General features: G+C 72.4%; 18 protein-coding genes and 1 tRNA gene. 10 read left to right on the top strand and 9 right to left on the bottom strand.

Annotated elements, in window-relative coordinates:
• Positions 1-40: 40 nt before the first annotated feature.
• Together AC6CH6_RS14360 and AC6CH6_RS14355 are read left to right on the top strand one after the other, a co-directional pair.
• Positions 41-2197, top strand: coding sequence for a bifunctional copper resistance protein CopD/cytochrome c oxidase assembly protein (locus AC6CH6_RS14360; RefSeq protein WP_498255629.1), 2157 nt, complete (start codon positions 41-43; stop codon positions 2195-2197).
• Between the two features lie 75 nt (positions 2198-2272).
• The gene (locus AC6CH6_RS14355) at positions 2273-4165 is read left to right on the top strand and encodes an NHL domain-containing thioredoxin family protein (protein ID WP_368810141.1); all 1893 of its coding nucleotides are present in this window, start codon (positions 2273-2275) and stop codon (positions 4163-4165) included.
• Between the two features lie 84 nt (positions 4166-4249).
• On the opposite strand, the gene AC6CH6_RS14350 is transcribed toward AC6CH6_RS14355, so the two are convergent.
• Positions 4250-5233, bottom strand: a complete 984-nt coding sequence (locus tag AC6CH6_RS14350) for a hypothetical protein (protein WP_498255628.1) — start codon at positions 5231-5233, stop codon at positions 4250-4252.
• 147 nt (positions 5234-5380) lie between these two features.
• Between AC6CH6_RS14350 and AC6CH6_RS14345 the strand changes: the two genes are divergently transcribed.
• Complete coding sequence (locus tag AC6CH6_RS14345; RefSeq protein ID WP_498255627.1) at positions 5381-6031, top strand: hypothetical protein; 651 nt, start codon at positions 5381-5383, stop codon at positions 6029-6031.
• 157 nt (positions 6032-6188) lie between these two features.
• On the opposite strand, the gene AC6CH6_RS14340 is transcribed toward AC6CH6_RS14345, so the two are convergent.
• The 7 genes from AC6CH6_RS14340 to AC6CH6_RS14310 form a co-directional block, all read right to left on the bottom strand.
• Positions 6189-7448, bottom strand: coding sequence for an ABC transporter ATP-binding protein (locus AC6CH6_RS14340; RefSeq protein ID WP_133409144.1), 1260 nt, complete (start codon positions 7446-7448; stop codon positions 6189-6191).
• A 51-nt stretch (positions 7449-7499) separates the two neighbouring features.
• Positions 7500-8333: a carbohydrate ABC transporter permease gene (locus tag AC6CH6_RS14335; RefSeq protein ID WP_095650364.1), complete on the bottom strand. Its 834-nt coding sequence runs from the start codon at positions 8331-8333 to the stop codon at positions 7500-7502.
• Positions 8334-8336: 3 nt separating this feature from the next.
• Complete coding sequence (locus AC6CH6_RS14330; protein ID WP_498255626.1) at positions 8337-9329, bottom strand: carbohydrate ABC transporter permease; 993 nt, start codon at positions 9327-9329, stop codon at positions 8337-8339.
• Positions 9326-10648 carry an extracellular solute-binding protein gene (locus AC6CH6_RS14325; protein ID WP_017832628.1) on the bottom strand — a complete coding sequence of 441 codons (1323 nt, stop codon included), beginning with the start codon at positions 10646-10648 and terminating at the stop codon, positions 9326-9328. The genes AC6CH6_RS14330 and AC6CH6_RS14325 overlap by 4 nt, the downstream gene beginning before the upstream one ends.
• A 294-nt stretch (positions 10649-10942) precedes the next feature.
• Complete coding sequence (locus tag AC6CH6_RS14320; protein ID WP_498255625.1) at positions 10943-11869, bottom strand: AEC family transporter; 927 nt, start codon at positions 11867-11869, stop codon at positions 10943-10945.
• A 92-nt stretch (positions 11870-11961) separates the two neighbouring features.
• The gene (panD, locus tag AC6CH6_RS14315; RefSeq protein WP_017832626.1) at positions 11962-12408 is read right to left on the bottom strand and encodes an aspartate 1-decarboxylase; all 447 of its coding nucleotides are present in this window, start codon (positions 12406-12408) and stop codon (positions 11962-11964) included.
• Between the two features lie 164 nt (positions 12409-12572).
• Positions 12573-12643: transfer RNA gene (locus AC6CH6_RS14310), tRNA-Gly, on the bottom strand.
• Between the two features lie 133 nt (positions 12644-12776).
• Here AC6CH6_RS14310 and dcd point away from each other — a divergent pair.
• Positions 12777-13352 carry a dCTP deaminase gene (dcd, locus tag AC6CH6_RS14305; RefSeq protein ID WP_017832625.1) on the top strand — a complete coding sequence of 192 codons (576 nt, stop codon included), beginning with the start codon at positions 12777-12779 and terminating at the stop codon, positions 13350-13352.
• A gap of 95 nt (positions 13353-13447) precedes the next feature.
• Here dcd and AC6CH6_RS14300 read toward each other — a convergent pair whose 3' ends face one another.
• Positions 13448-14791, bottom strand: a complete 1344-nt coding sequence (locus AC6CH6_RS14300) for an MFS transporter (RefSeq protein ID WP_498255624.1) — start codon at positions 14789-14791, stop codon at positions 13448-13450.
• Positions 14792-15056: 265 nt separating this feature from the next.
• On the opposite strand from AC6CH6_RS14300, the gene AC6CH6_RS14295 reads away from it, so the two are divergent.
• From AC6CH6_RS14295 to mnhG, 6 genes are read left to right on the top strand one after another with little or no spacing between them, the layout of a single operon-like run.
• Positions 15057-18155, top strand: a complete 3099-nt coding sequence (locus AC6CH6_RS14295; protein ID WP_498255623.1) for a Na+/H+ antiporter subunit A — start codon at positions 15057-15059, stop codon at positions 18153-18155.
• Positions 18152-18646 (top strand): Na(+)/H(+) antiporter subunit C, encoded by a 495-nt coding sequence (locus AC6CH6_RS14290; protein WP_133409150.1) that lies wholly within the window; start codon positions 18152-18154, stop codon positions 18644-18646. Before AC6CH6_RS14295 ends, AC6CH6_RS14290 begins: the two co-directional genes overlap by 4 nt.
• Positions 18643-20283, top strand: coding sequence for a Na+/H+ antiporter subunit D (locus AC6CH6_RS14285; RefSeq protein WP_498255622.1), 1641 nt, complete (start codon positions 18643-18645; stop codon positions 20281-20283). Before AC6CH6_RS14290 ends, AC6CH6_RS14285 begins: the two co-directional genes overlap by 4 nt.
• A complete protein-coding gene (locus AC6CH6_RS14280; protein WP_133409152.1) occupies positions 20280-20987 on the top strand; it encodes a Na+/H+ antiporter subunit E in 708 nt (235 codons plus the stop codon). Before AC6CH6_RS14285 ends, AC6CH6_RS14280 begins: the two co-directional genes overlap by 4 nt.
• Positions 20984-21256, top strand: a complete 273-nt coding sequence (locus AC6CH6_RS14275; protein WP_498255621.1) for an MrpF/PhaF family protein — start codon at positions 20984-20986, stop codon at positions 21254-21256. The genes AC6CH6_RS14280 and AC6CH6_RS14275 overlap by 4 nt, the downstream gene beginning before the upstream one ends.
• A complete protein-coding gene (mnhG, locus tag AC6CH6_RS14270) occupies positions 21253-21720 on the top strand; it encodes a monovalent cation/H(+) antiporter subunit G (RefSeq protein WP_498255620.1) in 468 nt (155 codons plus the stop codon). The genes AC6CH6_RS14275 and mnhG overlap by 4 nt, the downstream gene beginning before the upstream one ends.
• Positions 21721-21774: the final 54 nt, after the last annotated feature.

The raw sequence follows: 21774 nt of genomic DNA, 5'->3' as shown, positions 1-21774 counted from the left end.
GGCCGCCCCGTCGTCGTGGGGCGGATGAAGGAGACTGACCATGAGTTCGAGGACGGCCGAGCGCGCCGACCACGGCACCGCCGCCCGGCCGGGCGACCGGGGGATCGACCCCTGGTGGCTCGCGGCCGTGCCCCTCGTGGCCCTCGCGGCGCTCCTCGCGGCGATGCTGTGGACCGGCTCCGGCGCGGCCCGGCTCGCCGCCGACCCCGGGGCGCTGGTCCGCTGGGGGCTGCCCGCCGCGGAGCTCGTGCACAACGGCGCGCTGGTGGTGGTCATGGGGGCCCTGCTGTTCGCGGTGGGCGTCGTGCCGACCACCGTCGGCGGGCGCCGCCGGGGCGCCCGGGACCGCGCCGCGGCCCCCGAGCACCCGCTGTTCCGCCGCACCCTGCGCCTCGCCGAGGCCGCAGCCGTGGTCTGGACCGTGGCCGCCGTGGCCGTGCTCGTCCTGTCCTACTCCGACGTCGCGGGCGTGCCCGTGGGCGGGGACGGGACCTACACCCAGCAGCTGCTGCACTACACCACGGACATCCCCACCGGGCAGGCCCAGGCGGCGATCGTCGTGGTGGCCGCCGTCGTGACCACCCTGGTCTTCGGCATCCGGGCGCTGCTCGGGCTGCTGCTCACCCTGGCCCTGTCCTGCGCGGCCCTCGTCGCCATGGCCCTCAACGGGCACTCCGCCGGCGGCAACGACCACATGGGCGCCGTCAACTCCCTGGGCCTGCACCTGCTGGGCGCGGGGCTGTGGACGGGAGGGCTCGTGGTGCTCGCCTGGCTCTCCCCGCAGCTGAGCGCCCCGGAGGCCGGCACCGGCACGCTCCCCGAGGGCGCCGCCCGGGGCCGTCCGTCCGCCGGCCCGCGGCGGCGGGTGCCGATCGCGGCCGTGGTCCTGCGCCGCTTCTCCGCGGTCGCCCTCGGTGCCTTCCTCCTCGTCCTGCTCTCCGGGACGGTCAACGCGGCCGTGCGCATCGGCTCCTGGGAGCAGCTCTTCAGCGGCTACGGGTGGCTCGTGCTGGTCAAGTTCGTCCTCACGCTGGGCCTGGGCCTGGCGGGCCTCGCGCACCGCCGGTGGCTGGTGCCCGCGCTCGAGGCCGGTCGGCTCACGGCCCGCCGCGCCGTGTGGCAGCTCGTGCTCGGGGAGCTGCTGGTGATGGGCGCCGTCATGGGCGTCGCCGTGGCCCTGTCCCGGACCGCCCCGCCGGTGCCCGAGGAGATCGCCCCGGACGCCTCCCCGGCGCTGATCCTCACCTGGTACGAGCTGCCGCCCGAGCCCACCGCGGCCTCGTGGTTCACCACGTGGCGCGTCGACTGGCTGTGGCTCGCGGTCTGCGTGTTCCTCGCGGCCGTCTACCTGTGGGCGTTCGTGCGCGTGCGCCGGCGCCGGGACTCCTGGTCCGTGCTGCGCACCCTCTCGTGGCTCACCGGGGTCGGGGTGCTGTTCTTCATCACCTCGGGCGGGTTCGCCGTCTACGGCCGGGTCCTGTTCTCGGCGCACATGGTCGAGCACATGGCACTGACCATGGTCGTGCCGATCTTCCTGGTCCTGGGCGCGCCGGTCACCCTGCTGCTCAAGGCCCTGGAGTCCCGCCCGGACGGCACCCGCGGGCCCCGCGAGTGGATCCTGCGGCTCGTGCACTCCGGGTTCGGCAGGGTCGTGACGCACCCGATCTTCGCGGCCGTGAACTTCGCCGGCTCCATCGTGGTCTTCTACTTCACCCCGCTGTTCCACTTCACCCTGCACTACCACGTGGGCCACGTGTTCATGGTCGTGCACTTCCTGATCACCGGGTACCTGTTCATGCTGGTGCTGATCGGCACGGACCCCGTCCCGTACCGCCCCGGCCACATGATGCGCCTGGTCCTGCTGCTGGCCACGATGGTCTACCACGCCTTCGTGGGGGTCGCCCTCATGGGCTCCGACACCCTGCTGCAGGCCTCCTGGTTCGGCAACACCGGCCGGGACTGGGGCCGCTCCGCGATCGAGGACCAGCAGCTCGGCGGGGCCCTCATGTGGGGGATCGGCGAGTTCCCCACCGTCGTCGTCGCCGTCGTCGTCGCGATCATGTGGGCGATCGAGGGCACCAAAGAGAACCGCCGTGCGGACCGCAAGGCCGACCGCACGGACGACGCCGAGCTCAAGGCCTACAACGAGATGATGGCCGGGCTCGCCGAGCGCGACGACCGCGCCGCCCGGCCCTGAGCCCCGCCGCCCGTCCCGCCGCACGTCCCGCCCTGGTCCACCCCGTCCTGCTCCGCCCCGAAAGGATCCCCCTCCATGCGCCTCACCTCCCGCGTCCGCGCCTCCGAGCTGCAGGGCCGTGCCTGGCTCAACACCGGCGGCAGGGACCTCGACCTCGCCGCGCTGCGCGGCAAGGTCGTGGTCCTGGACTTCTGGTCCTTCTGCTGCATCAACTGCCTGCACGTGCTCGACGAGCTGCGCCCCCTCGAGGAGCGCTTCTCCGACGTCCTCGTCACGGTGGGCGTGCACTCCCCGAAGTTCGAGCACGAGGCCGACCCGGACGCGCTCGCGGCCGCCGTGGACCGCTACGAAGTCCACCACCCCGTGCTCGACGACCCCGAGCTGACCACCTGGGACGCCTACACGGCCCGCGCGTGGCCCACGCTCGTGGTGGTGGACCCGGAGGGCTACATCGTGGCGCACCTCTCGGGGGAGGGCCACGTCCAGGGCCTCGTCACCCTCGTGGAGGAGCTCGTGGCCGAGCACGAGGCCCGGGGCACCCTGCACCGCGGCGACGGGCCGTACGTGCCCCGGCCGGCGCCCGAGGGGGACCTCCGCTTCCCGGGCAAGGTGCTGCCGCTGCCGGACGGCTCGTTCCTGGTCTCCGACACGGGCCACCACCGCCTGGTCCAGCTCGACAACGACCTCGAGACCGTCCGCCGGGTGATCGGCGCGGGCAAGGGCCACGCGGACGGCGACCCGGGGACCGCGCGCTTCACCGAGCCCCAGGGGCTCACGCTGCTGCCCGAGGAGGTGCGCGCGGCCGCCGGCTACGACGTGGTCGTGGCGGACTCCGTCAACCACCGGCTCCGGGGCGTGGACCTCGCCACGGGGCAGGTGCGCACGGTGGCCGGCAGCGGGGTGCAGCGGCTGCTCGACGAGGAGCGCGCGCGGGGGGCGGAGCCGAACCACATCGACCCCGAGGCCGACCCGCTGGAGGTGGCGCTGTCCTCCCCGTGGGACGTCGTGTGGTCCGCCCGGGCCGACCGGCTCGTGGTGGCCATGGCGGGCACCCACCAGCTGTTCTCGTTCGACCCCCGGACCGGCCGGCTCGCCGTGCTCGCGGGCACGGGGGACGAGGGGCTCAAGGACGGGTCCGGCGCCGAGGCGTGGTTCGCGCAGTCCTCGGGGCTCGCGGAGGACCACGAGGGCAACGTGTGGATCGCCGACTCGGAGACCTCGGCCCTGCGCGTGCTCCGGTTCGACGACGACGGGGCCGTCGCGGTCGAGACCGCCGTGGGCGAGGGGCTGTTCGACTTCGGCTTCCGCGACGGAGACGCCGGCGGGGCCCGCCTGCAGCACTGCCTCGGCGTGGCCCAGCTGCCCGACGGGTCGGTGGCCGTGGCGGACACCTACAACGGCGCCGTGCGCCACTACGACCCCCGGACCCGGCAGGTGGCCACGCTGGCCCGCGGCCTGGCCGAGCCCTCCGACGTGCTGCTGGACGTCTCGGGGGAGGAGCCGCTGCTCGTCGTCGTCGAGGCCAACGCCCACCGCCTGGTGCGCGTGCCGATCCCCGCCGCCGCCCAGCGCGTCGACGAGGGGGCGTCGCGGACCCAGCGGGCCCGCACCAGGCTCGCCCCGGGCGCGCTCGCGGTCGAGGTGCGCTTCGCGGCGCCGACCGGGCAGAAGCTCGACGACCGGTGGGGGGACCCGACGCAGCTGAAGATCTCGTCCTCCCCCGAGGAGGCGCTGGCCGAGGGCGCCGGCACGGCCCAGGGCCTGCGCCGGCAGCTCGTGCTGGCGGACGGCGTCACCGAGGGCGTCCTGCACATCACCGCGCGCGCCGCGGCGTGCGACGGCGAGCCGGGCGGGGAGATCCCCGACCACGCGGCCTGCCACCTCTACCAGCAGGACTGGGGCATCCCCTTCGTGCTGGACGCCGAGGGGGAGAGCGAGCTGGTCCTGGACCTGCGCGGCGTCAACTGATCGGTCCCGGCTGAGGGTCGAGCCGGGAGGTGTCCCGGGGGATGGCCCGGGGATGTCTCCCCGGGGTGTCCCCGCGCGACGGGCTCAGCCGCGCGGGTCGACCCGCACCGTCGAGCCGTCGATGTCGAGGTCGGCGGCGACCTCGAACGGCACGGTGCGCTCGAGCCGTTCGACGTCCCCGGTGAACAGGTCGAGGGAGTCGAAGGCGATCCGCGCGGTGCCCTGCGCGGGCTCCAGGGCCCAGCCCGGGCCGCCCTCGGCGCCCACGACGATCTCCGGGTCCGGATAGGACTCGATCGTCCACTCCACGTCCCCCGAGACCCGGCCGTCGAACTCGAAGGAGAACGGGCAGCCGGACGGGAAGAGGCTGCCCTGCCCGGCGCAGCCGTCCAGATACTCCTTCATCTGCCGGTCCACCTCCTGCTCGAGGGCCTCGGTCGGCCGGGCCTCCAGGACGATCTCCGCCTGCTGGCCCGGGTCGGTCAGCACGGTGCGCACCGGGTCGGCCGCCACGAGCTCGGACGTGTAGGAGGCCGTGTAGGCGCCCGGGAAGAAGGCGGAGAACTCCGCGGAGGACTCCGGCAGGGCCACGGACATGCCGTTCACGTCGACCGAGGTGGCCCCCGGCAGACTGACCGTCACCGTGGGAAGGGGGGTCTCGTCGAACGCCCACACCGTGAAGAAGCCCCACTGGGTGTCCACGGGGTGGAGGGCGAACTCGGAGCTGTGCGGCTCGCCGTCGAGGGTGTAGTCCGCGCGGACCACGGCCCGCTCGCCGTCCTCCGAGACGGTGGAGACCTCCAGGTCCTCGAGGTCCTCGGCCGCGGCCTCGAGCGGGTCGCCGTCCAGCATCGCCGCGTTGGCCTCCGGGACGCGGGCGTTGAGCAGCCCCAGTGCCTCGCCGCCGTCCCCGTCCCGCAGGTCCTCGATGTAGGCCCGCACGTCCGTCTCCGGGCCGTACATGTACTTGTTGACCAGGGCGATGGTGACGGCGGCGGCCGCCACCCCGAGCAGCACGAGGAACAGCCAGGCCCCGAGGGCTTTCAGCACGCGGACGTTGGACTCCATCCGATCACGCTAGCCGATCGCCCCCCGGCCTGTGCGTGCACCGGGCCGGGCGAGGCCCGTCCGGGGCACGGTCCGCCCCCGGACGGGTACGCTACGTGCCGCACCCCTTCCCCCGACCGATCGTCCCCCGTCTGGAGCTGACTCCCCATGGCCGACTCCGTCCGCCAGGTCCCCGAGAAGTACGGACCCGTCCGCGCCGTGCTGCGTCCCCGGCTGAGCTCCTACGGCCGGCGCCTGCTCTCCTGCCTGGGCCCGCTGCTGGTGGTCGTGGTGCTCGTGCTGTTCCTCTGGGCGCGGCGGCCGGCCCCCGGCGTGTCGGTGGTGGTGCTCGTACTCGTGCTCGCCGCCGCCGCCGCGTGCTGGGTCCGGCTGCGTCCCGTGCTGGTCGTCCGCACGGACAGCCACGTCCTGCGCTCCCGCACCGTGGGCTTCGCCGCGACGCCGCTCACGGAGGTGGAGCACGTCGTCACGGTCGGGGCCCTGCACCGGGCGGCCGGCGCCCCGCGCTCGGCCGACCGCCCCCACCTGTGGGCGGCGGGCCGTTCGGGCCGCCGGGTCCTGGGCCTCGACGGCGCGGTGTGGGACGCCCGCGCCCTCGAGGACGTCGCCGTGGCGCTGGGGGCGCCCCGCACCCACCTCGAGCGCGCGACGGCGCGGGAGGCCGCGGCCCGCTGGCACCGGCTCGTGCCCTGGGGGCTCCGGCACCCGCGGCTGAGCTCGGCCGCGTCCTCCGCGGGCCTGCTCGCCGTCCTCGCCCTCGTGGGGTGGTTCTCGCTCGGCCTGCCGGGCACCGGCTGAGCCCCTGGGCTCGCCGGCACCTGCCGCGCCCCTGGGCTCCCGTGCACCTGTCGCGCCACTGGGCTCGCAGACACCTGCCGCGTCCTGGACGCGCGGGAGCCCGCCGCCCCGGCAGCGGGCGGCGGGCTCCTCGGGCACCGGGCGCAGCGCCCTGTGCTCAGCCGGCGGCGGCCAGCTCCTGGCGGGCCCGCTCGATCTCGGCCTTGCGCTCCTCGACGGCCTCGCGGGTCAGCTCGGCGCCGGCCTCCTCGTCCCGGGTCAGGTTCGCGCCGGTCTCGGGGTCGAAGACGTGCATCCGGCGGGTGTCGACCCAGATCCTGCCCTTCGTCCCCCCGCGGATGCGGGAGGTGGCGTCGAGGGAGACGACGATCTGCGGGTGCATCTCGTCCCCGTCCAGCTCCTGCGCCAGCTCGTCGAGCTTCGCCTTGACCGAGTCGTCCTGCCGGTAGTTGATGTAGCCGTACTGCTCGTTGCCCATCCACTCCGTGTGGGTGAACTCGGTATCGAAGACGGTGCCGCGGGACGCGATCGCCTCGTCCACGAACTTGGCGTCGTTGAAGTGCTCGGGGCGCAGGCCGAGCAGCACGATCGACCCGTCCGCGGGCAGCTTCCCGGCGGCCTTCTCGGGGACCGGGATCTCGCCCAGCGGGGTGTCGAACACGCTGCCCTTCACGTGCGCCGGGAGGAAGTTCATCGACGGGGAGCCGATGAACCCCGCCACGAACAGGTTCGCCGGCTGCTCGTAGAGCTCACGGGGCGAGGCAATCTGCTGCAGGATGCCCTTCTTGAGCACCGCCACGCGGTCGCCGAGGGTCATGGCCTCCGTCTGGTCGTGGGTCACGTAGACCGAGGTGATGCCCATCCGGCGCTGGAGCTGGGCGATCTCGGTGCGCATCTGGCCGCGCAGCTTCGCGTCCAGGTTGGACAGGGGCTCGTCGAACAGGAACGCGTCGGCGTCCCGCACGATCGCCCGGCCCATCGCCACGCGCTGGCGCTGACCGCCGGAGAGGTTGGCCGGCTTGCGCTCGAGGTGGTCGTCGAGGTCCAGGGTCGAGGACGCCGCGCGCACCTTGCGGTCGATCTCCTCGTCGGAGAACTTGCCCTTGGACAGCCGCAGCGGGAACGCGATGTTCTCGTAGACGGTCAGGTGCGGGTAGAGCGCGTAGTTCTGGAACACCATGGACAGGTTGCGCTCGCGGGGCTCCTTCTCGTTGACCCGCTGGCCGTTGATCAGGAGGTCCCCGGAGGTGATGTCCTCGAGGCCCACGATCATCCGCAGCAGCGTGGACTTGCCGCAGCCGGAGGGCCCCACGAGGATGAGGAACTCGCCGTCGGCGATGTCGATCGACACGTCGTTGACGGCCGGGAAGCCGTCGCCGTACTTCTTGACGAGGTGGTTGAGGGTGATGGATGCCATCTGGGACTCAGTCCTTCGTTCGGTTCGGAAGATGCGGGAGGCGGCGCGGGCTCAGCCCTTGACCGCGCCCTGGGTGAGGCCGGAGACGATCTGGCGCTGGAACAGCAGCACCAGCAGCACCACCGGGATGGTGACGACGATGGCCGCCGCGGAGATCGCGCCCGCCGGGTCCTCGAACTGCGAGGCGCCGGTGAAGAACGCGAGCGCCGCCGGGACGGGCCGGGCCGCCTCGGTGGAGGTGAGGCCGATGCCGTAGACGAAGTCGTTCCAGGCGATGAAGAACGCGATGATCGCCGTGGTGAAGACACCGGGCAGGGCCAGCGGCACGATGACCTTGCGGAACGCCTGCCACGTGGTGGCGCCGTCCACCTGGGCCGCCCGCTCCAGGTCCCACGGGATCTGCTGGAAGAACGCGGTCAGCGTCCAGATGGAGATCGGCAGGGTGAGCGAGAGGTAGGGGATGATCAGGCCGGGCCAGGTGTCGTACAGCCCGATCTGGCGCCACAGGTTGAACAGCGGGGTCACGATCGAGACCACGGGGAACATGGACACCGCCAGGGCGACCGTCAGGATCATCTTCTTGCCCGGGAAGTCCAGCCGGGCGATCGCGTAGGCGCAGAGCGTGGCGAGCACCACGGCCACGGCCGTGGCGATCAGGCAGATGCCGATCGAGTTGATCAGGGAGGGCACGAACAGTTCGCGGGCCTGCCCCACGAAGATCGAGGAGTAGTTCTCCCCGACCCACTGCGTGGGCAGGAACTTCCCGGAGGTCAGGTCCGCGGGCGTCTTGAAGGACGTCATGAGGATCGAGGCGACGGGGAACAGGGCGTAGACGAGGACCAGGACCGTGACGACGCCCCATCCGACCTTCTGCTTGGTGGTCATGGGTTACCTTCCCTTCCCGGCGCCGGCGAGGTCGACCTTGAACACCTTGATGGCGACGAAGGCGATCAGCAGCACGCAGACGAACAGGATCACGGAGATCGCGGAGCCGAGCCCGATCTCCAGTCGGCCGATGGAGGTGCGGTAGGCGAGCAGGGACAGGGTCTCCGTGCCGTACTGCCCCTGGGTCATGATGAAGATGTTGTCGAAGATGCGGAACGCGTCCAGGGCGCGGAACACCACGGCCACCATGATCGCGGCCTTCATGTTGGGCAGGACCACCCGGGACATCCGCTGCCACCACGTGGCGCCGTCGACCCGCGCCGCCTCGGTGTACTCGCTCGGCACCTGGGCCAGGCCGGCGAGCAGCAGGAGCGAGATGAACGGCGTGGTCTTCCAGATCTCGGAGGCCATGATCACGAACAGGGCCGGCCACTGGGACGCGAACCAGTTGAAGTCCGGGCCGATGCCCGGGACCCAGGAGAACCAGTTGTTGATGTAGCCGGTCGTGATGTCGAACGCGTAGAACCAGGCGAACGCGGAGACCACGGTGATGATGCCGTAGGGCACCAGGATCGCGGTGCGCAGCAGACCCTTGGTGTTGCGGATCGCGTTGTTCATCACGAGCGCCAGGGCGAAGCCGAGGACGAGCTCCACGACCACGGTGACGATCGTGATGAGCACCGTGATCCACAGGTCCTGCCAGAACACCCCGTCGGTGAGGACCGTGGCGTAGTTGCCGAGGAAGACGAACTCCTTCTCCCCGGGGGCGGTGAGCCGGAACGAGAAGAAGGAGTCCCACAGCGCCTGCAGGATCGGGTACATCGTGACCAGCAGCATCACGATGAACGCCGGACCGGCGAGCATCCAGCCGAGCTTGCGCTCCGACCGGGCCCGGTCGGACATCAGCGGCTTCGCGCTGCGGCGGCCGGTCACGGGGGCCGGGGAGACCTCCCGGGGCCCGGTGCCGGGGGCGTTGGGGTTGACGACGGTGCTCATAGCAGCCGCTCTCCTCTCAGGACGGACTCGATGAACTCGGCGGTGAGCCGGGGCGTGTCCTCGGTGACGGACGCCGGCGGGGTCCACTCCTGCTGGATGGCGGTGGAGACCTCGTTGTAGAACGGCGTCTGCGGGCGCGGGGCCGCGTTGTCCAGGGACTCACGGATCGTGGCGTACATCGGGTAGGCCTCCCGGACCTCCGGGTCCTCGTAGGCGGCCTCGGACGCCGCCGGGTTGCCGTTGCTCACGAAGTAGTAGGCCTGGTTCTCGGGCTGGACGATGCACTCGACCGCCTCCCACGCCAGCTCCTGGTGCTCGGACGTGGCGCCCACGCCGATGTTGATCCCGCCCAGCGGGGGAGCGGAGGGCTCGTCCGGGTCCACCCGGGGCCACAGGGCCCAGCCGATGTCCTCGTACACGGACCGGTCGACCGTCCCGCCCTCCACGGCGGCGGCGGTCGCCGCGTAGATGAAGGGCCAGTTGACCATGAAGGAGCCGTCGTCGGACTGGAACTGGATCATCGAGGCGTTCTCGTCGGCGGTCGGCAGGCCGGGACCGCCGAGCCCGTCCTGGCCGATGGTCCCGACGATCTCGGCCGCCTTCCGGCCGGCGTCGGAGTCCAGGCCGATCGAGATCTCGTCGGAGGGGGCCTCCGGGTTCTCCACGATCGAGCCTCCCGCGGACGCCACGAGGGCGTTCACCCACACGGTCATCGACTCGGCCGACGTGCCCTGCACCCCGAGGTACTTGTCCTGCTCCCGCGCGGCGTCCATGATCTGGTCCCAGGTCACCGGCTCGTCCATGTTCAGACCGGCGGCCTCCGCCACGGACTCCCGGTACCACAGCAGCTGGGTGTTGGCCCAGAACGGCACCGAGACCAGCTCGTCCTTCCACTTCGCGCCCTCCAGGGGCCCCGCCAGGACGTCCTGGGTCGTGGCCTCCTCCACGTCCCCCGGCACGGGGGACAGGAAGCCCGGCTCGGCCAGTTCGGGGATGAAGGGCGGGTCCAGGCTCATGATGTCCATCGAGCTGTCCCCGGCGGCCAGGCGCCGGGCGAGCTGCTCGCGCTGCGACGCGGCGTCGCGCGGGAGCAGCGAGGTCTCGATGTTGTATCGGCCTCCGGACTCCTCGGAGCACTGCTGCGCGAGCTCCGCCTGACCGCCGGCGTCGGGGTTGATGTACCAGGTCAGGGTGGGGGTGGCGCCGGCGTCGGCGTCACCGCACCCCGTCATGAGCAGGGCGCCCACGGCACCGAGGGCCGCGGCGGCGCTGAGCCGCCGCCTGCCCGGTGCTCTGTGGGGGTGTGAGGTGGTGGTCAACGGTCTGTTCCTCCCCTTCGGCGATGTGGCGGTCCGCGAGGGGCGTCGAGGGGATCCTGTGGGACCCGGTCGGCGGGACGGTCGGCGGCGGGTGCTGCCGGTCGACCACCCCTGCACGGAGCTTTCAGTCTATGAGTGCGCTACCTCACAGACCAGTAACCTGACGGTTTGCATCGGTGTGCCGCCGTGGGCCCGGGCGTGTCCCTGCGTGTCCCGGTGCGCCCGGTCGTTTTCGCTCGGTACGGCGCCCGGCGCGGCCCCGCGCCGGGAGGTTCTGGGGCGCGGCGGAGCGGCTCAGGAGAGCAGCAGGGCCACGACCGCCATGGTCAGCATGGCGACCACCGTGGTGACGAGCACGGTGTCCCGGCACAGCTGCTCCGCCCGGCCGTAGCGCACGGCCGCCACGTAGATGTTCTGGGCGGTGGGCAGCGCGGCCATCACCACCACGGCGTAGAGGAGGTGCCCGTCCAGGCCCAGCACGAACCGGGCGAACAGGAACGCCAGCGCCGGGTGGAGCAGCAGCTTGAGCGTGCTGGCCAGCACCACGTCCCGGCGCGGCCCGGCACCCCGCCGCAGCGGGGAGGCGCCCACCAGGGAGATGCCGAAGGCCATCAGCATCGCCGGGATGGAGGCCCCGGCCACCAGCTCCACGGGTTCGTGCACCACCTCCGGCAGCCGCCACCCGGTGACGGCGAAGAGGATCCCCAGCCCGGAGCCCACGATCATCGGGTTGGTGACCACGTTGCCCAGGACGCTGCCGAGGCTGGGACGGCGGCCGTCGGTGAGGGTGTCCATGACGGTCAGGTAGACGGGGGTGTTGAGCGCCAGCTGGAACAGGATGACGGGGACCACCTGGGACGCGTCCCCGAGCACGAAGACGGCGATCGGGATGCCGAGGTTGGCCGAGTTCACCTGGGAGGCGGCCTGGGCGCCCATCAGGGTGGTGGCCGCGTCCCGGCGCAGCACCCACCGGGCGATCCCGGCGTAGACGAGGGTGGTGGCCACGGCGGACACGGCGGCCACCAGCAGCGGCGCGGAGAGGATCTGGGCGATGTCCGCCTCGGAGATGGTGAGGAACAGCAGCGGCGGGCTGGCCACGTAGAAGGCGAACTTGCTCAGCACGAGCTGCCCCTGGGGGCCCAGCACGCCCCGTCGGCCCACGGCGTAGCCGGTCAGGATGACGGCCCAGACGATGAAGAACCCCGAGAACACTCCGGTCACGGGACCCTCCCTCGCGCTGCTGCGGGTCCGCGTCCGCGGGCCCCTACAGTTCTATCCCATCACCGGCCCGTCCGCGGTCGGGCCGGGGCGGGTCACGCGGCGGGCAGGTCGGCGCGGGCGGCGCTCAGCGTGCGGGAGTGGGGCGGGCGGGCGACGCCGTCGAGCAGGGCCTCGGCGGGATCCGACCCGAGGTCGACGATCCTGTTGTCCGCGTCCACGTGGACCACGGACGGCACGTGGGCGCGGGCCTCGGCGTCGTCCATCTGCGCGTAGCTGATGAGGATGACGAGGTCCCCGGGGTGCACGAGGTGGGCGGCGGCCCCGTTGATCCCGACGACGCCGGAGCCGCGCTCGCCGGCGATCGTGTAGGTCTCCAGCCGGGCGCCGTTGGTGACGTCCACGATGGAGACGAGCTCGCCGGGGAGGATGTCGGCGGCGTCGAGGAGGTCCTGGTCGACGGTGACCGAGCCGACGTAGTGGAGGTCGGCCTGGGTCACGACGGCACGGTGGATCTTGGCCTTGAACATGGTGCGCAGCATGACGGGAGATGTGCTCCTCGTGAGCGGGGTGCGGGTGACGGGCGCAGGGCCCGGGCGGTCGTCCCGGTGCGGATGCGGGGAACGGGGCGCGGGGACATCCTACCGCGCGGTCCCGGGAGACGACGAACGCCCCGGCCGGGTGGGCTCGGGGCGTTCGGTGCGAGAGCGGCTGACGGGAATCGAACCCGCGTATCAGGCTTGGGAAGCGTGCGCTCTACCATTGAGCTACAGCCGCGCATCCGTGGTCCGTCCGGCGCGAGCACCGGACGAGGACAGCACACACTCTACACCACCCGCCGGGACGGGGGTGGGCACGGGGCGGCGGCGCAGCGCGGTCCGGCGCCCGGCCGTGCGATACCTTGGGGACCGTGCTGATCTCTGACCGCGACATCCGCCGGGAGCTCGACGGCGGCCGGGTCGTCCTCGAGCCCTACGATCCCGCCCTGATCCAGCCCGCCAGCATCGACGTGCGGCTGGACCGCTGGTTCCGGCTCTTCGACAACCACAAGTACGCGCACATCGACCCGTCCGTGGAGCAGCCGGAGCTCACCCGGCTCGTGGAGGTCGACCCCGAGGAGGCCTTCGTGCTGCATCCGGGGGAGTTCGTGCTCGGCTCCACCTACGAGAAGGTGACCCTCCCGGACGACATCGCCGCCCGTCTCGAGGGGAAGTCCTCGCTGGGGCGCCTGGGCCTGCTGACCCACTCCACGGCGGGGTTCATCGACCCGGGCTTCTCGGGGCACGTCACGCTCGAGCTGTCCAACATGGCCACGCTGCCGATCAAGCTGTGGCCGGGCTCCAAGGTGGGCCAGCTGTGCTTCTTCCGGCTGTCCTCGCCCACGGAGCACCCGTACGGCTCCGGCGCCTACGGCAACCGGTACCAGGGGCAGCGCGGACCCACGGCCTCGCGCAGCCACCTCGGGTTCTCCCGCACCCGCATCTGACCCGACACGCTCCGGCCGCACCCGGCGGTGTGCCGGCGCCCCGCGGCCCGTGAACCGGAGGGCCCACGAACCGGCGGGCCCGCGAACCGGTGGGCTCACGAGCCGGCGGCGCCGTGGTGGGGGGCCGCCGCGGTCTTCGGGTCGCGCGCGCGCAGCAGCAGGAGCAGGCCGGCGCCGACCACCAGGAGGATCCCGAGGATCCCCCAGCGCTGCGCGCCGAGCACGGAGACGAACACCGCGAACAGGGTGGGCGCCAGGAAGCTCACGGCCCGGCCCGTGGTGGCGTAGAGGCCGAACAGGGCGCCCTCCTCGCCGGTCCGTGTGAGCCGGCCGAGGAACGTGCGGGAGGCGGACTGCGCGGGGCCCACGAACAGGCACAGCAGCAGCCCGCAGACCCAGAACGCCGCCGTGCCCTCGAGGAACAGCAGCGGGGTCCCGGCCAGCAGGATGCCGACGAGCGACGCCACGATGACGCGCTTGGGCCCCACCCGGTCGTCGAGCCGGCCGCCCACGAGGGCGCCCGCCCCGGCCGCCACGTTGCCGACGATCGCGAAGACGATGACCTCGCTCAGGGTGAAGCCGAACGTGCCGGCCGCGATGACGCCGCCGAAGGTGAACACCGCGTTGAGCCCGTCCCGGAACACGGCGGAGGAGAGCAGGAACCACAGCGTCTGCGGGGCGTCCCGGTACAGCTCCCGCAGGGTCTGCCACAGCTGGCGGTAGGAGCGGGCCACGGACGGGCGCGGTCCCCGGCGGGTGGGGCGGATCTCGGGCACCACCAGCAGGACGGGGATCGAGAACAGCGCGATCCACAGCCCCGAGAACAGGGCCACGGCCCGCACGTTGAGGGCGTCCTCCTCGGGGATGCCGAGCAGGCCCGGGGTGATGAACCCGAACAGCACGATCGTCAGGGCCACGATCCCGCCGAAGTAGCCCATCGCCCAGCCCTGGCCGCTCACCCGCCCGATGTGCTCGCGGCCCGCGATCCCCGGCAGCATCGCGTTGTAGTTGACCACCGCGAACTCGTCGAAGACGTTGGCCAGCGCCAGCAGGCCCACCCCGAGGTAGAGGAACGGCTGGTCGGGGAGGACCAGGAAGCACAGGGCCGTGAGCAGCGCCGTGAGCATCGTGTTGATCCCGAGCCACAGCTTGCGCCGCCCCGCGCCGTCGCTGCGCTGGCCCACCACGGGGGCCAGCAGGGCCACCACGACGCCGGCGGCCCCGATCCCGTAGCCCAGCACCTCCGAGGCGTGGTCCTCCCCGCCGAAGGGGTCGCTCGTGAGATAGACGGTGAACACGAACGTGGTCATCACGGCGTTGAAGGCCGCGGATCCGGCGTCCCACAGGCTCCAGGCCCACACGTGCGAGCGGCGCGGCACGAACGCCGTCGCGGGGAGGGAGGGGGCGGGGGCGGGAGGGCCGGGGGGCGTGGCGTCCATGGCAGTCATGCTAGGCCCGCGGTGCCCGTCGCGGAGGGCGGCCTCGCCGGAGGGGCGCCCCGCAATCCGGTTTCCGCCCAGGAAATCGCCCGGGAACGTACAGGTGCTGTCAGGACATGCGAGCGGGGGCGGCAACACCCCTTTGATAGGGTGGAACACCCGGGTGCGCCCCGGCCACCCCGTGCTCGCACAGGTCCTCCGTGCCCGCGTCCGGGCCCCTCGACGCCCGCCCGCCGATCTCTTCCCCGACCTCCGGAGGCGCCTGATGACCGCTGTGCTCCTGCTCCACGCAGTGGTGGCCGCGGTCGCGCCCCTGCTGTTCGCGCGGATGGGACGCAGCGCCTTCTACCTCCTGGCGGCGGTCCCGTTCGCCGGCTTCCTGTGGCTGCTGGGCTCCGGCCCGCGGGTCTACGGCCCGGAGGGCGGCTGGACCGAGGGCGGCGAGTGGATCCCGTCCCTGCACCTGGACCTGGTGCTGCGCATGGACGCCCTCTCGTGGACGATGTCCCTGCTCGTGCTCGGCGTGGGCTCCCTGGTGCTGTTCTACTGCGCCCGCTACTTCAAGTCCGGCGCGAGCGGCATCGGCGGCTTCGGCGCGCAGCTGCTCGCCTTCGCGGGCGCCATGTTCGGCCTGGTGACCGCCGACGACATGCTGGTGCTGTTCGTCTTCTGGGAGATCACCACCGTCCTGTCGTTCCTGCTCATCAGCTACAGCCGGACCCGCCTGTCCGCCCGGCGCGCGGCGCTGCAGGCCCTCGTGCTCACCACCGCCGGCGGCCTGGCCATGCTGGTCGGCATCGTGATGCTGGGCCAGGCCGCGGGCACCTACCGGATCTCCGAGGTGCTCGCGGCGGCCCCCGAGCTGGCGCAGCGCGGGACCGTGGTGGACGTGGCGGTCCTCCTGCTCCTCGTCGGCGCCGTGACGAAGTCCGCGCTGATCCCGCTGCACTTCTGGCTGCCCTCCGCGATGGCCGCGCCCACCCCGGTGTCCGCGTACCTGCACGCCGCCGCGATGGTCAAGGCCGGCATCTACCTGGTGGCCCGCTTCGCCCCGGGCTTCGCCGAGACGGCGCTGTGGCAGCCGACCATCGCGGTGCTGGGGCTGGGCACCATGCTCTTCGGCGGCTGGGCGGCCCTGAAGCAGTACGACCTGAAGCTGATCCTCGCCTACGGCACCGTCAGCCAGCTCGGCTTCCTCATGGTCATCGTGGGCCGCGGCTCCGCGGACACGGCGCAGGCGGGCATGGCCATGCTCCTCGCGCACGGACTGTTCAAGGCGACGCTGTTCCTCGTGGTCGGGATCATCGACCACCGGGCGGGCACCCGGGACATCCGCCGCCTGTCGGGGCTCGCCGGGCGCGTGCCCGTCCTGTTCGCCGTCTCGCTCGTGGCCGCGGCGTCCATGGCCGGGCTGCCCCCGCTGGCCGGCTTCGTGGCCAAGGAGTCCGTGCTGACCGCGTTCGCCCACGACGTCCAGGGCGCGGCGGGGATCGTGGTGCTCGCAGGGCTCGTGGTCGGCTCCGTGCTGACCTTCGCCTACAGTGCCCGGTTCGTGTGGGGCGGGTTCGCCCACAAGTCCGCCGAGTTCTCCGAGCTCGACGCCGGGGTCGGCGGCAGGGCCGTGGTCAGCGACATGCAGCGGGTCGAGCCCGCGTTCCTCGCCGCGCCGCTCGTGCTCTCCGTGCTCACCGTGGTGTTCGGCCTGTGGCCCCAGCCGGTCGACGCGATGCTGCAGCCCTACGTCGAGCAGTTCCCGGTCGTGGAGCACGACTTCTACCTGGCCCTCTGGCACGGGTTCACCCCGGCCCTCGGGTTCTCCGCCCTCATCGTCGCGGGCGGGATCGTGCTCCACCTGCTCCGGCGCCAGGTCGCGGACCTCCAGCGGGCCCTGCCGTCCCTGCCCCCGGGGGAGCTCGTCTACCGGCGGGTCGTCAACGTGCTGGACCTCGCCGCCGTGTGGATCACCGGCCGCACCCAGCGCGGTTCGCTGATGTTCTACCTCTCCGTCATCCTGATCACGGCCATCGTCGTGCCGCTCGTGGCGCTGATCGCCGAGGAGACCCCGCCACTGGGGGCACTGCGGGTCTCCGACGGCCCGGGCCAGCTGATCGCCGGCGCCGCCATGGTCGTCGCGGCCCTGCTGGTGCCCCTGGCCCGCAAGCGCTTCCTCGCGGTGCTGCTCGTGTCGGTCACCGGCTACGGGCTGGCCCTCATCTTCGCCCTGCAGGGCGCGCCGGACCTCGCCCTGACGCAGACGCTCGTCGAGACCGTGCTGCTCGTGGCGTTCGTGCTCGCGCTGCGCTCGCTGCCCGCGCCCCTGTGGCACCGCAACCCGGCCGGGCGCCGGCTGCTGCGCGGCACCATCGCGGTGACCTTCGGGCTGTTCATGATGGCGCTCGCGGCGTTCAGCATCTCCTCCCGCACGGCCGACCCGATCTCCCTGGAGCTGCCCCGGATGGCCTACGAGCTCGGTGACGGACAGAACGTCGTCAACGTGATCCTCGTGGACATCCGTGCGTGGGACACGTTCGGGGAGATCTCGGTGCTCGTGCTCGCCGCCACCGGCGTGGCCTCCCTGATCTTCGTCACGGGGCGCGGGGACCGCATCGTCCGCTCCGGGGACGATCCCACCACCGACCAGCTGCGGGTGATCCGGCGGCGCAACGCCGCGGCCGTCTCGCCCGGCGGCGAGCCCCTGGACGTGGGCCTCGCGCGCCGCGACGACGACCTCGAGGACCCCTACCTGCTCGCCGGGAGGACGATGGCCCCCGAGCGGCGCTCGATCGTCTTCGAGGTGGTCACCCGGCTGCTGTTCCACACGTTCATGATGGTCTCGCTCTACCTGCTGATCGCCGGGCACAACGACCCCGGCGGAGGGTTCGCGGGCGGCCTCATGGCCGGCCTCGCCCTCACCGTGCGCTACCTCGCGGGCGGGCGCTACGAGCTGGAGCTGGCCACGCCGATCAACGCGGGCACGATGCTCGGGACGGGCCTGGCGCTCGCCGCGCTCTACGCCGTCACCCCGGTGTTCTTCGGCGGGTCGGTGATGCAGAGCTACACCTTCGAGGCCGAGCTGCCGCTGTTCGGGGCGGAGAAGTTCGTGACCGCCCTGATCTTCGACATCGCGGTCTACCTCATCGTGGTGGGGCTCATCCTGGACATCCTGCGCTCGCTCGGCGGCCGGATCGACCAGCGGATCGAGGAGGACGCCGTCCGCCGGCGGCGGCGCACCCCGGGGCGCGGCACGCGCATCCGCGTCACGCGGCAGCGGAAGGTGGCCGCCGGAGCGACCGCGGTCTCGTCCGCGACGTCGCCGACCGCGATCGCCCGGATCCGCACCGACGGAGGGAACGAGCACCGATGACCGTGAACCTGACCCTGCTGGTCGTGATGGGCGTGCTCTACGCCGTGGGCGTGTACCTGCTGCTCGAGCGCTCGCTCACCCGCGTGCTGCTCGGGCTGATGCTGCTGACCAACGGCACGAACCTGCTGATCCTGCACGCCGGCGGGGCCGCCGGCTTCGCGCCCCTGTACGAGGGGTCGATCGCCGCGGAGGACTACAGCGACCCCCTGCCCCAGGCCCTCATCCTCACCGCCATCGTGATCTCCCTCGCGGTCACCGCGTTCCTCCTGGGCATGATCTACCGGTCCTGGGTCCTCGGGCGCCGGGACGAGATCCAGGACGACGTCGAGGACCGGCGCGTGGCGCGGCAGTCCTCCTACGACATGGAGGACGACGCCGACGTCCCCGCCGACACCACGGAGTTCGACGACGCCCCGCGGCCCCAGGACCCCGGTGAGTCCCTGGAGACCCCGGGTGTGCGCGGCGTCGACGAGTGGGGAGGGAAGCGGTGACCGTCAACTTCGCCCAGCTGGCCCCCCTGGCCGTCATCATCCCGTTCCTCGGCGCGGCCCTGAGCCTCCTGCTCCTGCGGCGCAACGCCCTCCAGCGGACCGTGGCCATCGGCTCGCTCGTGCTCACCCTCGCGGTCGAGGCGCTCATCCTCGGGACCACGTGGAACCTCGGCCCGCAGGCCGTCCACCTCGGCGGCTGGGAGGCGCCCTGGGGCATCGTCATGGTCGTGGACCAGCTCTCGTCCCTGATGCTCGTGGTCTCCACGGTCGTCTCCCTCGCCGTGCTCGTCTACGCGAGCGGGCAGGGCGTGGCCGACGGCGACGAGGAGGGGCCGATCTCGATCTTCCACCCCTCCTTCCTGATCCTCGTGGCGGGGGTCTCGAACGCCTTCCTCGCCGGGGACCTGTTCAACCTCTACGTGGGCTTCGAGATCCTGCTGACCGCGTCCTACGTGCTCATGACGATGGGCGGGACCGTGCAGCGGATCCGCACCGGCGTGACCTACGTGGTGGTCTCGGTGATCTCCTCCGTGCTGTTCCTGATCACCATCGCGATGATCTACGCGGCCACGGGCACCATCAACATGGCCGATCTCTCGGTCAAGCTCGAGGGCCTGCCGGTGGGGACGCAGATGCAGCTGCACCTGATGCTGCTCATCGCGTTCGGCATCAAGGCCGCGGTCTTCCCGCTGTCCTTCTGGCTCCCGGACTCCTATCCGACCGCCTCCGCGCCCGTGACCGCCGTGTTCGCCGGCCTGCTGACCAAGGTGGGCGTGTACTCGATCATCCGCACCGAGACCGTGCTCTTCCCCGGGGAGCGGCTCGACGACCTCCTGATGTGGGTCGCGCTGCTCACCATGGTGGTCGGCATCCTGGGCGCGCTCGCGCAGATCGACATCAAGCGCATGCTGTCCTTCACCCTGATCAGCCACATCGGGTACATGATCTTCGGGGTGGCCGTGGGCACCCAGGAGGCGCTCTCCGCCACGGTCTACTACGTGGCCCACCACATCGTGATCCAGACGAGCCTGTTCCTCGTGGCCGGGCTGATCGAGCGCCGCGGCGGGTCCACCAACGTGGACCGGCTGGCGGGGATGGCCAAGATCTCGCCGCTGCTCGCGCTGCTCTACCTCGTGCCCGCGCTCAATCTCGGGGGCATCCCGCCGTTCTCCGGCTTCCTGGGCAAGACCGGCCTGCTGCAGGCCGGCGTCGAGCAGGGCGACGGGCTGGCCTACACCCTCGTCGCGGGCTCCGTGGCGGTGTCCCTCCTGACCCTGCTCGCCATGATCCGGGTGTGGAACCGCGTGTTCCTGCGCGCCCCGGAGGACGCGGAGTACCCGGACCCCATCCTGCTGGCCCCGGTGCCGGCCGGCTCCCGGTTCCTGCTGACCTCGGGCGCCGTCGACGACCAGGCGGGCCGGTTCGCGGGCAAGGGCGACGTGCGCCTGATGTCCCCCTCGATGCTCGGCGGCGCCTCGGCCCTCGTCGCCGTGGGGGTGGCCCTGACCGTGTTCGCCGGGCCGCTGTTCCAGCTCGCGGACAACGCCGCGGAGAACCTCGTCCACCCCGAGCGCTACGTCGAGGCCGTGCTGGACCCCGCGTCCGCGCCGCGGCCCGTCGTGGAGGAGGCGCCGTGACCCGTCCTAAGAACTCCCTGCTCGTCGAGCTGCCGCTGCTGGTGTGGCTCGTGGTGGTGTGGGGCGCCCTCTGGGGCGACTTCGGCCCCGGCAACCTGCTCGTCGGGCTGGTCCTGGCCCTGCTCGTCACGTGGGTGCTCTACCTGCCGCCGGTGCAGCTGTCCGGCCGGTTCAACCCGTTCCAGTTCGCCCTCTTCGCCGTGACGTTCGTGTGGCAGGTCGCCAAGGCGAGCTTCGAGGTGATGCTCATCGCGATCCTCGTGGGGCCGCGCGCGCGCAACGCGGTGGTCGGCGTCCAGCTGCGCACGCGCTCCGACCTGCTCCTGACGGCCACCGGCCACACCATGACCCTGATCCCGGGCTCGCTCGTGGTGGAGGTGGACCGGGCCTCCGGCACGCTGTACTTCCACGCGCTCAACGTCCGCAGCGCCCAGGAGGCCGAGGACTTCCGCCGGTCCGCCCTGCAGGTGGAGGCCGCCTGGATCCGGATCATGGGCAGCCCGGAGGAGCTCGCCGCCCTGCGGGCCGAGCGGCGCGGCGGACGGGCCTCCGGCACGGACCGGCGGGACAGCGCCGCGCTCAGCTCCCCGGTCACGGCGAGCCAGCAGATCGTGGGTCGCCGCCGGGACGAGGTGCCCACCGGGTCCCCGGCGGACGCCCCGGGACCCACCCCCACCGACGCCCCCCAGGAGGACCGCCCGTGATGCAGATCGCCGTGGCCGTCGCGGCCGTGCTGCTCAGCGCGGCCGCCGCGGGCACCCTCTACCGCCTCGCCAAGGGGCCCTCCCTGCTGGACCGCGTGGTGGCCACGGACGTGCTGCTGGCCATCGTCGCGGCCTCCCTCGCCGTGGACATGGCCTACCACGGCCACCTCAACAACCTGATCCTCATGGTGATCGTCTCGCTGGTCGGGTTCATCGGCTCCGTGACGGTGGCGCGCTTCGCCACCCAGACCGCCGAGCACGGGCGGTGAGCGCCGTGCTGGACACCGTCCTGGACGCCGCCGCGGCCGTGTGCCTCGTGGTCGGCGCGCTCATGTCCCTCGCCGCCGCCATCGGCCTGGTCCGCTTCCCGGACCTGCTGACGCGCATGCACGCCGGCACCAAGCCCCAGGTCTTCGGGCTGCTCCTCATGCTCACGGCCGTCGCCCTCGAGAACCGCGAACCCGTCATGATCCCGCTCATCGCCCTCGGCTGGATCTTCCAGCTGCTCACCGTGCCCGTCTCGGCGCACATGGTGGGACGCTCGACGTACCGCACCAAGCACCTGAACCGGACCACGCTGACCCAGGACGACCTGCAGAAGGTCCTCAACCGCGCCGCGGAGGGCGGGGCGGAGGGCTCCGCGGAGGGCGTCGCCGCGGGACCGCCGGTGCCGAGCCCGGACGGCCGGCGGGCGGACGGACAGCAGACTGACGGATCGCCGGGGACGCGTTAGGCTGGGCAGGATCGACAGGGCGCACCCGCGTCCCCCTCGGACGACAAGGAGCAG

This window comes from Kocuria sp. GQ42 (assembly GCF_059758435.1).
The sequence above is the reverse complement of the archived record's forward strand: the minus strand, read 5'-3'. Positions and strand labels throughout refer to the sequence as shown.

What these genes read in the sequence shown, in the direction of transcription:
- AC6CH6_RS14360 (WP_498255629.1), top strand. Translation starts at nt 41, where the DNA reads ATGAGTTCGAGGACGGCCGAGCGCGCCGACCACGGCACCGCCGCCCGG.
- AC6CH6_RS14355 (WP_368810141.1), top strand. Translation starts at nt 2,273, where the DNA reads ATGCGCCTCACCTCCCGCGTCCGCGCCTCCGAGCTGCAGGGCCGTGCC.
- AC6CH6_RS14350 (WP_498255628.1), bottom strand. Translation starts at nt 5,233, where the DNA reads ATGGAGTCCAACGTCCGCGTGCTGAAAGCCCTCGGGGCCTGGCTGTTC.
- AC6CH6_RS14345 (WP_498255627.1), top strand. Translation starts at nt 5,381, where the DNA reads ATGGCCGACTCCGTCCGCCAGGTCCCCGAGAAGTACGGACCCGTCCGC.
- AC6CH6_RS14340 (WP_133409144.1), bottom strand. Translation starts at nt 7,448, where the DNA reads ATGGCATCCATCACCCTCAACCACCTCGTCAAGAAGTACGGCGACGGC.
- AC6CH6_RS14335 (WP_095650364.1), bottom strand. Translation starts at nt 8,333, where the DNA reads ATGACCACCAAGCAGAAGGTCGGATGGGGCGTCGTCACGGTCCTGGTC.
- AC6CH6_RS14330 (WP_498255626.1), bottom strand. Translation starts at nt 9,329, where the DNA reads ATGAGCACCGTCGTCAACCCCAACGCCCCCGGCACCGGGCCCCGGGAG.
- panD (WP_017832626.1), bottom strand. Translation starts at nt 12,408, where the DNA reads ATGCTGCGCACCATGTTCAAGGCCAAGATCCACCGTGCCGTCGTGACC.
- AC6CH6_RS14300 (WP_498255624.1), bottom strand. Translation starts at nt 14,791, where the DNA reads ATGGACGCCACGCCCCCCGGCCCTCCCGCCCCCGCCCCCTCCCTCCCC.
- AC6CH6_RS14295 (WP_498255623.1), top strand. Translation starts at nt 15,057, where the DNA reads ATGACCGCTGTGCTCCTGCTCCACGCAGTGGTGGCCGCGGTCGCGCCC.
- AC6CH6_RS14290 (WP_133409150.1), top strand. Translation starts at nt 18,152, where the DNA reads ATGACCGTGAACCTGACCCTGCTGGTCGTGATGGGCGTGCTCTACGCC.